The organism is Kitasatospora sp. NPDC001095 (assembly GCF_053598615.1).
The window spans coordinates 49,278-60,469 of the sequence record NZ_JBSFKQ010000010.1; the positions used below are offsets into that span (position 1 = coordinate 49,278).

Genomic DNA, 11,192 nt, shown 5'->3' on the forward strand with positions numbered 1-11,192 from the left:
CGAACGGATCAGGTACACGAACGAGCAAACGAACAGTACGGATCAAACGAACAGTAACGCCAAACCGGAGCGTCAGCCCCCGAAGCGCTCCCCCGCCTCCAGCCGCGCGCCGCGGGCCCAGTCGGCGGCCCGCATCTCCTTCTTCCCCTGCGGCCGCACCTCCCCGAGCTCGACGTCGTGGCTGCCGGTGCCGACCCGGACGCTGTTCTTGCCCACCATCGCGACCTCGCCCGGCGCCAGCTCGGTGGAGTCCGGCAGCAGCCTGACCGGGCCGGTGACCTTCAGCCGCTCGCCCCGGAACTCCGTCCAGGCGCCCGGCGCCGGCGCGCAGCCGCGCACCACCCGGTCGACCCGCAGCGCGGGGTGGTTCCAGTCGATCCGCGCGTCCTCGACGGTGATCTTCGGCGCGAGCGTGACGCCCTCGGCCGGCTGCGGCACGGCGTGCAGGGAGCCGTCCTCGATGCCGTCCATGGTGGCCGCGAGCAGCCGCGCGCCGGAGTGCGAGAGCCGGGTGAGCAGCTCGCCGCTGGTGTCGGCGGGGCGGATCTCCTCGGTGATCACGCCGTAGACCGGGCCGGAGTCCAGGCCCTGCTCGATCAGGAAGGTGGACGCGCCGGTGACCTCGTCGCCGGCCAGCACGGCGTGCTGGACCGGGGCCGCGCCGCGCCAGGCGGGCAGCAGCGAGAAGTGCAGGTTGACCCAGCCGTGCCTGGGGATCTCCAGGGTGCCGGGGCGCAGCAGCGCGCCGTAGGCGACCACCGGGCAGCAGTCGGGGGCGAGCTCGGTGAGCCGGGCGACGAAGTCGGGGTCGCTGGGCTTCGCCGGCTTGAGGACCTCGATCCCGGCCTCCTCGGCGCGCTGGGCGACGGGGCTGGCGACCAGCTTGCGCCCACGCCCGGCCGGGGCGTCGGGGCGGGTGACCACCGCGACGACCTCGTGCCGGTCCGAGGCGAGCAGGGCGTCCAGGGCGGGAACGGCGACCTCGGGGGTGCCGGCGAAAACGAGACGCATCAAGTGCCTTTCTGCGAACGGAAGTCGAAACGGAGGAGCGGACGAACAGAGAAGCCGAACGGCCTCAGCGGGCGGAGCCGAAGGTGCTGTGCGGCGAGACCTTGACCACCGGGGCCGGCCCGCCGCCCCAGTCCGTCTCCCGGATCGCCTTCAGCGCGGCCTTGCGCTGTTCGCGGTCGAGCCGGTCGATGAAGACGATTCCGTCCAGGTGGTCGGTCTCGTGCTGTATGCACCGGGCGAGCAGCTGGGTGCCCTCGACCGTCACCGGATCGCCGTACATGTTGAAGCCCTTGGCCACCACGCCGTAGGCGCGCTTGGTGTCGTAGCGCAGCCCGGGCAGCGACAGGCAGCCCTCGGGGCCGTCCTGCTCCTCCTCGCTCAGCGACAGGTCCGGGTTGATCAGGTGCCCGGTGACACCGTCCACGTGGTACGTGAACACCCGCAGGGAGACGCCGAGTTGGGGAGCGGCAAGACCGGCACCGGGGGCGTCCAGCATGGTGTCGGTGAGGTCGCGGACCAGCTTGCGCAGTTCCTTGTCGAAGGTGGTCACCGGCTGGGCGGTGGACCGCAGGACGGGGTCTCCGAAGAGACGGATCGGCTGGATCGCCACGGGGTACGGGCTCCTGTCCGTAGGGGCGCGGGCTGCGGTCGGCCGCTGGTTCACCCGCCAGTCTATGCAACCCGCGCGGCCGCCCGCCGGGGGCTTCCCCGGGCCCGGATCGGCGGCCGGCACGGCCGACTGTGCCGAGCCGCGTTACCCCGGCCCCCGCTTCGGCGTTGGTCAAGAGAGATTGACCGTGGCCGGGCACACGGGACACCGCGTCCCGGCCGAGCGAACCGTACGGAAGGTGGCACGTAGGCCATGGCCGAGCAGATCAACCACGACGCCCGGGCGCGGGCGAGCCTGCACCTGCTGGTGCGGGACATCGAGCGGGTGAGGCGGCAGGTCGACGCGCTGCGGACGCTCACCGCCCAGTTGGGCAACGTCTACCGTCCGCGCCGACCGAGCACCTCGGCCGGCTTCGTGGTGTACGGGCGGGCGCCGGCGCCGACCGTGCGCCTGGCGCAGGAGCTGCGGGAGAGCGTGGAGACGCTGGTGGCGGCGGCGGTCGAGTTCGACCGGGCGCTGGGCTTCTCCTGGGACTCGGTGGGCTCCGCCCTGGGGGTCACCAAGCAGGCGGTGCACCGGCGCTACGGGATGCGCCGCCCGACCAGCGAACTCCTGGCCGCGAGCGGCGCCGTCCCGGGCCAGAGCCGCCCGGACCACTCCGAGGAACTGCCCGCCGGCGCCGAGCGCACCGGGCTGGCCGCGACCGTCCCGGCGGCCCGCCAGGGCGGCCTGGACCGCAGCAGCCTGGAGCGCGGCAGCCTCGACCGCGGAGCCCTGGAGCGGACAGCGATCGACCGGACTGCCATCGACCGCACCGCGATGGACCGCGGCACGACCGACCGCGGCACCCCCGTCGACCACCCCCAGCCGGACCGCCCCGGCATCCCGCTGCGCGGCTGACCGAACCGCCCGACCCGACCGACCCGCCGCACCAGGGCCGGGTGCCGAACCCGGGGCCGAACCGGGGCGGGGTGGCCCACTCACCCCGCCCCACCCGGCGCTATCCGATCTCGGTCGGATCGATCCGCACGTCCAGACTCGCGGGCCCCCGCACGGCGGTCCGGGTGATCTGCGCGGCCTTGAGGGCCGCGGCCAGCGCGGCGCCCTGCCCGGGCGAGACCCGCAGCAGCGCTCTCTCCCGGTCCTCCCCCCGCACCTGCGGCAGCGGCACCGGGCCGAGCACGTCGGCGCCCTCCGGCAGCTTGACGATGTCCAGCAGGTCCGCCACGGCCTTCGGACTCCCCACCACCGAGGCCATCCGGGACACCGGCGGGAAGTGCAGCTGGGCACGTTCGTCCAGTTCCATGCCCGCGTGCCCGAACGGGTCCCAGCGCACCAGTGCCTGTACCGGACGGACGGTCGGTTCGGCGACGACCACCACCGTGCCGCCCTCCGCACCGGACCGCACCAGCGCGGCCGCCGTCAGCCAGCGGTGCAGCGCGTGCTCCCCCGCCCGCAGATCGGGGAACGTGAGGAGCGACCACCCGTCCAGCAGCAGGGCCGCCGCGTACCCGGGACCGTCCTCCACCACGGGCTCGGCCCCCGGAGTCGAGATGACCAGGGACGGTTCGTTCGGCACGGTGGCGAGCAGCGTGTCCCGTCCGGAGACCCGTACCGGCACCCCGGGGAAGGCCCTGCCCAGTTCCTCGGCCGTCCGGCGCGCCCCCACCACCTGCGCCCGGAGCCGGAACGAGCCGCACTCGGGGCAGTGCCAGTCCGTCTCGTCCCTCCCGCACCAGCCGCAGTGCAGCGGAGCGTCCGCCGAGACCGCTTCCAGCGGCCCCTCGCACTGCCGGCAGCGGGCGGGTTCACGACAGCGGTTGCAGGCCAGCCGGGGCACGTAACCCCGCCGGGGCACCTGGATCAGGACCGGACCGCCGGCGGCGAGCCCGTCCCGCGCGGCCTGCCACGCCACGGACGGCAGTCGCGCGGCCTGCGCCGCCGCGTCCCTGGCCTCGTCGCGGTCGGTGACCGTACGCACCGCGGGTGCCGTCTCCCGCACCGTCTCGCGATCCGCCACGATCGACCTGGCCCAGCCGCTGCTGACCAGTTGGGCACCCTCCACCGTCACCGAGTGGCCGCCGAGGAGCACCGCCGCGCCCGCCTCCGTCGCCCGGAGCAGCGCGACGTCCCGGGCGTGGGGATAGGGCGCGTGCCCGTCGCTGTGGCTGCTGTCGCCGTCCGACCAGACCACCACGAGGCCGAGGTCGCGGACCGGTGCGAACATCGTCGCCCGGGTCCCGATCGCGGCGTGTACGGACCCGCGGCTCACGGCCAGCCATCGCGTGTACCGCTCGCGGGGGCCGAGATCGGCGGCGAGAACGGCGTGCCGGCCCTCACCCAGCAGTTCGGCGAGCGCCCGGTCCACCCGGGCGGTGGCCCGCCCGTCGGGCAGCACGACCAGTGCGCCCCGGCCGCTCGCCAGGGTGGCCGCCACGGCCCGGGCGATCTCGTAGGGCCATCCGCGCCCGGGCAGCGCCGCCCAGACGGCCCGCGGCGAGCCCCCGTTCGCGAGTGCGGCCAGGAAGTCCGGCCCCGCGGGGTACCGGGACCAGCCGCCCGGGGCCGGCGGGTCCGGCCTGGGACGGGACGGCGGCGAGGGCTCCGCCTCCGCCTCGCCGTGCCGGGGCGGTACGGCGAGCTGGAGGACGTCGGCCAGGGTGCCCGCGTACCGGTCGGCGACCGTACGGCACAGGTTCAGCAGTTCGGGCGAGAGCACCGGCTCGGGCGAGATGACCTGCGCGATCGGCGCCAGGGCGTACGGGTAGTCGGTCTTCGCGAGCCGCTCGACGATGAACCCGTCGTGGAGCGTCCCGCCCTGCCGTTCCCCGTTGACCAGTCGGGCCCCGAAGCGGACCCGGACCCGGACTCCGGGTTGCGCGGCCTCGTCCATGACCGCCGGAACCTCGTAGTCGAAGAACTGGTCGATGCTCAGGACGCCCTTGTCGACCACGACCCGGGCGATCGGATTGTGTTCCGCCCGCTTGGCACCGCGCCACGTCCTGGGCTTGGCCCGCTTGACCGTCTCGCGGATGAACGCCAGCTGCTCTGGCTCCCCTGTGCTGCTCATCACTTCCCAGTACTACCAGGTCACACCGACAACGCACGAGGCGGCGCCCGCCCCCGGACGGGGGCGGGCGCCGCCTCACTCAAGCTGTGCGTCAGTCCTGCACGGCCGCCTTCAGCTGCTCCACCCGGTCGGTGCGCTCCCAGGTGAAGTCCGGCAGCTCACGGCCGAAGTGGCCGTACGCCGCGGTCTGGGCGTAGATCGGGCGCAGCAGGTCCAGGTCGCGGATGATCGCGGCCGGACGCAGGTCGAAGACCTCGGAGACGGCCTTCTGGATGGCGAGGACCGGGACGGTCTCGGTGCCGAAGGTCTCCACGAACAGGCCGACCGGCTCGGCCTTGCCGATCGCGTACGCGACCTGCACCTCGGCGCGGCGGGCGAGGCCGGCGGCGACGATGTTCTTCGCCACCCAGCGCATCGCGTACGCGGCCGAGCGGTCCACCTTGGACGGGTCCTTGCCGGAGAAGGCGCCGCCGCCGTGGCGGGCCATGCCGCCGTAGGTGTCGATGATGATCTTGCGGCCGGTGAGGCCGGCGTCGCCCATCGGGCCGCCGATCTCGAAGCGGCCGGTCGGGTTGACCAGCAGGCGGTAGCCCTCGGTGGTCAGCTTGATGCCCTGCTCGGCCAGCGCCTTCAGCTCCGGCTCGACCACGAACTCGCGGATGTCCGGGGTGAGCAGCGACTCCAGGTCGATGTCGCTGGCGTGCTGGGTGGAGACGACCACGGTGTCGAGGCGGACGGCCTTGTCGCCGTCGTACTCGATGGTGACCTGGGTCTTGCCGTCGGGGCGCAGGTACGGGATGGTCCCGTTCTTGCGCACCTCGGTCAGGCGGCGGGAGAGGCGGTGCGCCAGGGTGATCGGCAGCGGCATGAGCTCGGGCGTCTCGTCGGACGCGTAGCCGAACATCAGGCCCTGGTCGCCGGCGCCCTGCTTGTCCAGGTCGTCCGTGTCGTCCCCCTGGGAGGCACCCTCGACGCGCGCCTCGTACGCGGTGTCGACGCCCTGCGCGATGTCGGGCGACTGGGCACCGATGGACACCGAGACACCGCAGGAGGCGCCGTCGAAGCCCTTCTTGGAGCTGTCGTAGCCGATCTCCAGGATCTTGTCCCGGACGAGCTGGGCGATCGGCGCGTACGCCTTGGTGGTCACCTCGCCGGCCACGTGCACCTGGCCGGTGGTGATGAGCGTCTCCACGGCGACCCGGGACGTCGGGTCCTCCCGCAGGAGAGCGTCAAGGATGGTGTCGCTGATCTGGTCAGCGATCTTGTCGGGGTGTCCCTCGGTCACGGACTCCGAGGTGAACAGGCGGCGAGACACAGCGCTCCCTGGGGTTGCAGCGGCTGCTGACTGAAGTTCCCCGGGGCGACCCGGGGAACTCCGGAAAGACTTGATTCCTGGAGTCTAACCGTCTGCTTCCGTCGAACGTCACCCGCTTCAGAATTTCTCGAGCGGCGCGCGACCGGTTCCGATCAGTTGCCGCCCGTTTCCAGCCGCTTTGCCACCAGGTCCCAGACCACGTCCGCCAGGGCCTCCTTCGGGCCCACCGGAACGGCCGTCTCACTGCCGTCCGAACCCAGGACCACGGCCTCGTTGACGTCCGTACCGAAGGCCTTGCCGTTGCCCACCTCGTTCACGACGAGCAGGTCACAGCCCTTGCGGGCGAGCTTGGCGCGGCCGTTGGCGAGCACGTCGTCGGTCTCCGCCGCGAAACCCACGACCAGTTGACCCGAACGGGCCCGGTGAGCCGACAGCTCGGCCAGGATGTCGGGGTTGCGGACCAGCACGACGGGCGGCTGTTCGACCCCCTCGACCTTCTTGATCTTGCCGGTCGCGTATTCGGCGGGCCGGAAGTCCGCCACCGCCGCGGCCATGACCACGGCGTCCGCGTCCCGGACCGCCTCCAGCGCCGCCTCCCGAAGCTCCAGCGCGGTCGAGACGTGCACCACGTCCACCCCGGCCGGGTCCGGCAGCTCGGCATTGGCCGAGAGCAACGTCACCCTGGCGCCACGCGCCGCGGCCGTCGCGGCGAGCGCGTAGCCCTGCTTGCCGGAGGAGCGGTTGCCCAGGTAGCGCACCGGGTCCAGCGGCTCCCGGGTGCCGCCGGCCGAGACCACCACGTGCCGGCCGGCCAGGTCGGTCGGCACCGGCCCGCCGCGGCGCAGCACGGCCCGGCAGGCGTCGAAGATCGCGGACGGCTCGGGCAGCCGGCCCTTGCCGGTGTCCTTGCCGGTCAGCCGTCCGACGGCCGGCTCCAGCACGATCACGCCCCGGCGGCGCAGCGTGGCCACGTTCTCCCGGGTGGCCGGGTGCTCCCACATCTCGGTGTGCATGGCGGGCGCCACCACGACCGGGCAGCGGGCGGTGAGCAGCGTGTTGGTCAGCAGGTCGTCGGCGAGGCCGTGGGCGGCCTTGGCGATCAGGTCCGCGGTGGCCGGGGCGACCACCACCAGGTCGGCCTGCTGCCCGATCCGCACGTGCGGCACCTCGTGCACGCGCTCCCAGGTCTCGGTGGCGGCCGGGCGCCCGGACAGCGCCGCCCAGGTCGCCTCGCCGACGAAGTGCAGCGCGGCCGCGGTCGGCACCACGGTGACCTGGTGGCCGGACTCGGTGAAGCGGCGCAGCAGTTCGCACGCCTTGTAGGCGGCGATCCCGCCGCTCACGCCGAGGACCACACGGGGGGCGTCCACAGTCACCTTCCAACCCTTCGTCCGAACAGGAACGCGCCCACCCTACGGCCCCTCGGCGATCACCCGCACCGTGGTGCCGCCCACAACGCCGAAGGGCCCGGCGGAAACGATTCCGCCGGGCCCTTCCGGAAATTCAGCGACCGCCTCAGGCAGCCTCGACCGCCTCGGCGGTCAGCATGCCCGCGTTGATCTCGCGCAGCGCGATCGACAGCGGCTTCTCGTGCACGTGGGTGTCGACCAGCGGGCCGACGTACTCCAGCAGGCCCTCGCCGAGCTGGGAGTAGTACGCGTTGATCTGGCGCGCGCGCTTGGCGGCGTAGATCACGAGGCTGTACTTGGAATCGGTGGCCTCGAGCAGCTCGTCGATCGGCGGGTTGATGATGCCCTCGGGCGCGGTCATGGAAGAGGACACGCTAAAACCTTCCGAAAGGGTGGAAAAGACAGACAGGTCAGGCTACACCGAGCAAGGCTAGCAGTTCGGCCGCTACCTGCTCGACGGAGGTGTTGACAAGGGTCGTGTCGAACTCGGTCTCGGCCGCGAGCTCGACCTTGGCCGCCTCCAGCCGCCGCTCGATCACGTCCTGCGACTCGGTGCCCCGGCCGGTCAGCCGGCGGACCAGCTCGTCCCAGCTCGGCGGGGCCAGGAAGACCAGCTGCGCCTCGGGCATCGACTCGCGCACCTGGCGGGCGCCCTGGAGGTCGATCTCCAGCAGCACCGGCTCGCCGCGCTCCAGCTTCTCCAGCACGGCCGCGCGCGGGGTCCCGTAACGGTTCCCGGCGAACTCGGCCCACTCCAGCAACTCGCCGTTGGCGACCAGCTTGTCGAACTCGTCGTTGTCGACGAAGTGGTACTGGACCCCGTTCTTCTCGCCGGGCCTCGGGTGGCGGGTCGTCGCCGACACCGAGAGCCAGACCTCGGGGTACATCTTCCTCATATGAGCGACGACCGTGCTCTTGCCGACCCCCGAGGGGCCGGAGAGCACGGTCAGCCGCGGACGCTCACTCATGCACCGATTATCCCGGATCGCGGGGGATCCTGGGACCACGGGGGCACGGTCAGGCGGCGCCACCGCCGAACTCCCGCTCCAGGGAAGCGATCTGGTTCGTACCGAGGCCGCGGACGCGGCGGCTCTCGCTGATGCCGAGGCGCTCCATGATCTGCTTGGCGCGGACCTTGCCGACGCCCGGAAGGGACTCCAGCAGGGCCGAGACCTTCATCTTGCCGATGACGTCGTTGTCGGCCTTGCCGGCCTTGATGACCTCGTGCAGGGAGGCGCCGGAGTGCTTGAGCCGGTTCTTGACCTCGGCGCGCTCCCGGCGAGCCTCGGCGGCCTTGGCGAGCGCGGCGGTGCGCTGTTCAGGGGTAAGGGGCGGAAGGGCCACGCCGTTCACCTCAGGGTGTGGATGGATGGATTGAGCTAGGACTGGTTCGGTACCGAGGACACCGTCCGCAAGGGGAACCACAAGGCCCTGACCTGCGGGAGCCACGGAAATCGCGGCTCGCCGATGACCTATCGCCGGACACTACCCGGATTGCGGCGCCACGTCAGGAAAAGAACACGAAAAGTCCTGGTCAGCCAAGGCCGACCAGGACTTTCCAGGGCAAAATGACCGCGATTGCGAGGCTTTGGCGGTGCCGATGTGACGGCGCTCACGTCGGCTCCGCGGCCACCGCGCGGTCCTGCGGACACTCCGCAGGGTCACCGCGCGGCTACCTGAACGACGGGTTCCGCTACTTGACGGCCGACTTGACGGCCGACCCGACCGCCGACCCGACCGCCTACGCGGTGGTCTACTCGGCGCCCTACCCGACGGCGTCCGCGAACTCCCCGACGAAGCGCTCCGCCGCCTCCCGCAGCGCCGGCACCGAGGGCCCGTGCTTGAGCACGTCCCGGCTGACGCTCGGCACCACGTTGATCACCGAACCGCCGAACACCCGCGGCAGGTCCGCCATGGTCGCGCCCTGGGCGCCGATCCCGGGCGCCAGCAGCGGGCCGTTGATGGCCAGTTCCACGCCCGCGTCGGCCAGCGTCGCGCCGACGACCGCGCCGAAGGAGCCGAGCGGCGCGGCGCCCTCGTTCTCGGCCGCCAGCTGGCGCAGCACCGAGGCCGCGACCGGCTCGCCGTCCGCGCCCACCGCGCGCTGCACCTCGGCGCCCTCCGGGTTGGAGGTGAGCGCCAGCGCGAACACGCCGCAGCCCTGCTCCCGGGCCAGGTCCAGGGCCGGGCGCAGCGAGCCGAAGCCCAGGTACGGGCTGACCGTCACCGCGTCCGAGAACAGCGGGCTCGCCGGCGACAGGAAGGCCTCGGCGTACGCGGCCATGGTGGAGCCGATGTCGCCGCGCTTGGCGTCCATCAGGACCAGCGCGCCGGCCGCCCTGGCCTCCTCGACGGTCTTCTCCAGCACCGCGACGCCCTTGCTGCCGAAGCGCTCGAAGAAGGCGGCCTGCGGCTTGAGCACGGCCACCCGGTCCGCCAGCGCCTCGACCACGGTGCGGCTGAAGGTCTCCAGCCCGGCGAGGTCGTCGCCGAGCCCCCACGCGGCGAGCAGGGAGGCGTGCGGGTCGATGCCGACGCAGAGCTGGCCGCGGGTGTCGAGGGCCTGGCGCAGCCGGGCGCCGAACGGGGCGAGGGTCATGTCGTCCTTTCCAGAACCGATGGGGGTGTTCACGCGCCGCGGACGGCGCTGCCGACGGCCTCGGCCAGGCTGCGGAAGCCGCCCGCGCGGACCTTGGCGGACAGGCCCTTGTGGATCTTCCGGCACCAGAACGGGCCCTCGTAGATGAAGGCGCTGTAGCCCTGGACCAGGTCGGCGCCGTGGACGATCCGCTGCCAGGCGTCCTCGGCGGTCTCGATGCCGCCGACCGAGACCAGGGTCAGCCGGCCCTCGGTGCGGGCGCGCAACCGCTGGAGCACCTCCAGGGCACGGGCCTTGAGCGGGGCGCCGGACAGGCCGCCCATGCCGATCTCCTCGACCCGCCGGGCGTCGGTGCGCAGGCCCTCGCGGCCGATCGTGGTGTTGGTGGCGATGATGCCGTCCAGGCCCAGCTCCAGGGCGAGGTCGGCGACCGCGTCGACGTCCTCGTCGGCCAGGTCGGGGGCGATCTTGACCAGCAGCGGCACGTGGTGCGGCGTGGTGCGGTCGGCGGCCTCGCGGACGGCGGCGAGCAGCGGCCGCAGGTGGTCCACGGCCTGGAGGTTGCGCAGCCCGGGGGTGTTCGGCGAGCTGACGTTGACCACCAGGTAGTCGGCGTACTTGGCGAGCCGCTCGGTGGACTTCACGTAGTCGGCGACGGCGTCGGCCTCCTCGACCACCTTGGTCTTGCCGATGTTGACGCCGATCACCGGGGTGGAGCTGGTGTGCGGGCGGGCGGCCAGCCGGGCGGCGACCCGGGCCGAGCCCTGGTTGTTGAAGCCCATCCGGTTGATCAGCGCGCGGTCCTCGACCAGGCGGAACAGCCGGGGCGCCGGGTTGCCGGGCTGGGGCTCGCCGGTGATGGTGCCGATCTCGACGTAGTCGAAGCCGAGCATCGACAGGCCGTCGATGCCGACGCCGTTCTTGTCGAAGCCGGCCGCCAGGCCGAACGGACCGGGCAGGTCCAGGCCGAGGGCGCGGGTGCGCAGGGCGCGGTCCCGCGGGGCGAGCACCAGCCGCACCAGGGTGCGCAGGCCGGGCACCGAGGAGGCCAGGCGGATCCAGAAGAAGGCCAGGTGGTGGGCCTTCTCGGGGTCCATCTTCTTGAAGACCAGATCGAACAGAAGCTTGTACAAGGGTGGTTCAACTCCCGGACCAGAAGCCGTACTCGGGCATGGAAG

General features: G+C 72.6%; 11 protein-coding genes. 1 reads left to right on the top strand and 10 read right to left on the bottom strand.

The genetic code is table 11. The features are described 5' to 3' along the window. Window positions 1-72 precede the first annotated feature (72 nt). Both fmt and def read right to left on the bottom strand, forming a co-directional pair. The gene (gene fmt, locus ACWDBB_RS11950) at window positions 73-1,011 is read right to left on the bottom strand and encodes a methionyl-tRNA formyltransferase (RefSeq protein WP_449789456.1); all 939 of its coding nucleotides are present in this window, start codon (window positions 1,009-1,011) and stop codon (window positions 73-75) included. Between the two features lie 64 nt (window positions 1,012-1,075). After that, window positions 1,076-1,621 (bottom strand): peptide deformylase, encoded by a 546-nt coding sequence (gene def, locus ACWDBB_RS11955; protein WP_449789457.1) that lies wholly within the window; start codon window positions 1,619-1,621, stop codon window positions 1,076-1,078. Window positions 1,622-1,873: 252 nt separating this feature from the next. Between def and ACWDBB_RS11960 the strand changes: the two genes are divergently transcribed. Then, entirely contained in the window at window positions 1,874-2,521 is a 648-nt protein-coding gene (locus ACWDBB_RS11960) for a hypothetical protein (RefSeq protein WP_449789458.1), read from the top strand. A 100-nt stretch (window positions 2,522-2,621) separates the two neighbouring features. Here ACWDBB_RS11960 and ACWDBB_RS11965 read toward each other — a convergent pair whose 3' ends face one another. From ACWDBB_RS11965 to ACWDBB_RS12000, 8 genes are all read right to left on the bottom strand, one after another. Beyond that, a complete protein-coding gene (locus ACWDBB_RS11965) occupies window positions 2,622-4,691 on the bottom strand; it encodes a primosomal protein N' (protein WP_449789459.1) in 2,070 nt (689 codons plus the stop codon). Between the two features lie 91 nt (window positions 4,692-4,782). Further along, window positions 4,783-6,006, bottom strand: coding sequence for a methionine adenosyltransferase (gene metK, locus ACWDBB_RS11970; protein ID WP_392874811.1), 1,224 nt, complete (start codon window positions 6,004-6,006; stop codon window positions 4,783-4,785). Between the two features lie 152 nt (window positions 6,007-6,158). Continuing rightward, the gene (gene coaBC, locus ACWDBB_RS11975) at window positions 6,159-7,376 is read right to left on the bottom strand and encodes a bifunctional phosphopantothenoylcysteine decarboxylase/phosphopantothenate--cysteine ligase CoaBC (protein ID WP_402406603.1); all 1,218 of its coding nucleotides are present in this window, start codon (window positions 7,374-7,376) and stop codon (window positions 6,159-6,161) included. Window positions 7,377-7,521: 145 nt separating this feature from the next. After that, window positions 7,522-7,788 carry a DNA-directed RNA polymerase subunit omega gene (gene rpoZ / locus ACWDBB_RS11980; RefSeq protein ID WP_030056185.1) on the bottom strand — a complete coding sequence of 89 codons (267 nt, stop codon included), beginning with the start codon at window positions 7,786-7,788 and terminating at the stop codon, window positions 7,522-7,524. Between the two features lie 37 nt (window positions 7,789-7,825). After that, on the bottom strand, window positions 7,826-8,383 hold the full coding sequence (gene gmk / locus ACWDBB_RS11985) for a guanylate kinase (protein WP_392874805.1): 558 nt from the start codon (window positions 8,381-8,383) through the stop codon (window positions 7,826-7,828). 49 nt (window positions 8,384-8,432) lie between these two features. Continuing rightward, window positions 8,433-8,759, bottom strand: a complete 327-nt coding sequence (mihF, locus tag ACWDBB_RS11990) for an integration host factor, actinobacterial type (protein WP_030056187.1) — start codon at window positions 8,757-8,759, stop codon at window positions 8,433-8,435. Between the two features lie 421 nt (window positions 8,760-9,180). Continuing rightward, window positions 9,181-10,014 carry an orotidine-5'-phosphate decarboxylase gene (gene pyrF, locus ACWDBB_RS11995; protein WP_449789460.1) on the bottom strand — a complete coding sequence of 278 codons (834 nt, stop codon included), beginning with the start codon at window positions 10,012-10,014 and terminating at the stop codon, window positions 9,181-9,183. A gap of 29 nt (window positions 10,015-10,043) precedes the next feature. Beyond that, entirely contained in the window at window positions 10,044-11,147 is a 1,104-nt protein-coding gene (locus tag ACWDBB_RS12000) for a quinone-dependent dihydroorotate dehydrogenase (protein WP_449789461.1), read from the bottom strand. Window positions 11,148-11,192 lie beyond the last annotated feature (45 nt).

Bases quoted from the DNA above. Each gene is read 5' to 3' on its own strand.
- fmt (WP_449789456.1), bottom strand. From the start codon at position 1,011: ATGCGTCTCGTTTTCGCCGGCACCCCCGAGGTCGCCGTTCCCGCCCTG.
- ACWDBB_RS11960 (WP_449789458.1), top strand. From the start codon at position 1,874: ATGGCCGAGCAGATCAACCACGACGCCCGGGCGCGGGCGAGCCTGCAC.
- pyrF (WP_449789460.1), bottom strand. From the start codon at position 10,014: ATGACCCTCGCCCCGTTCGGCGCCCGGCTGCGCCAGGCCCTCGACACC.
- ACWDBB_RS11965 (WP_449789459.1), bottom strand. From the start codon at position 4,691: ATGAGCAGCACAGGGGAGCCAGAGCAGCTGGCGTTCATCCGCGAGACG.
- gmk (WP_392874805.1), bottom strand. From the start codon at position 8,383: ATGAGTGAGCGTCCGCGGCTGACCGTGCTCTCCGGCCCCTCGGGGGTC.